General features: G+C 66.0%; 1 protein-coding gene. It reads right to left on the bottom strand.

Translation table 11 applies throughout. The features are described 5' to 3' along the window. Nucleotides 1-581: cytochrome c biogenesis CcdA family protein (locus EN935_RS39220; RefSeq protein ID WP_164771887.1), on the bottom strand; the 581-nt coding region annotated here is incomplete at its 3' end. Nucleotides 582-638 lie beyond the last annotated feature (57 nt).

The following is a 638-nucleotide window of genomic DNA, read 5'->3' on the forward strand; positions in this document are numbered from 1 at the left end:
CCGGAAAACAGCGCTGCGATCAGGAACGGGATGCCCAGCCCAAGCGAATAGGCGGCTAGCAGCAACGCGCCCTCGCCCACCGTCTCGCGGCCGCCGGCCAGCGTCAGGATCGGCCCCAGCACCGGGCCGATGCAGGGCGTCCAGCCGAAGGCAAAGGCCAGTCCCATGACATAGGCCGCGATCGCACTTGCCGGCTTGCCTTGCGACTGGAAGCGCGCCTCGCGCGACAGCAGTGGGATGCGCAACACGCCGAGGAAATTCAGGCCCATCAAGATGATCAGCACACCGGCGCCCATCGCCAGCGGCTCCTGCCAGACGCGCAGCAGCCGGCCGATGGTCGAGGCGCCGGCGCCCAGCGCGACAAAGACGGTCGAGAAGCCGAGCACGAAGGCGATCGAGGAATAAAGCAGCGCACCGCGCGCGCCTTCCCTCGCCGTAGTTCCCGCATTGCCGCGGAAATCGTCGACCGAGACGCCGGCCATATAGCAGAGATAGGGCGGCACCAGCGGCAGTACGCAAGGCGACAGGAACGAGATGGCTCCCGCCCCGACCGCGCTGACATAGCCGATGTCCAATGCCATTTCCAAGAACTCCAATACCGTTACGCCGATATAGCGACGCGCAGCCTTGTCCACCAA

It is taken from the genome of Mesorhizobium sp. M7D.F.Ca.US.004.03.1.1 (genome assembly GCF_003998635.1).
GTDB lineage: Bacteria > Pseudomonadota > Alphaproteobacteria > Rhizobiales > Rhizobiaceae > Mesorhizobium > Mesorhizobium loti.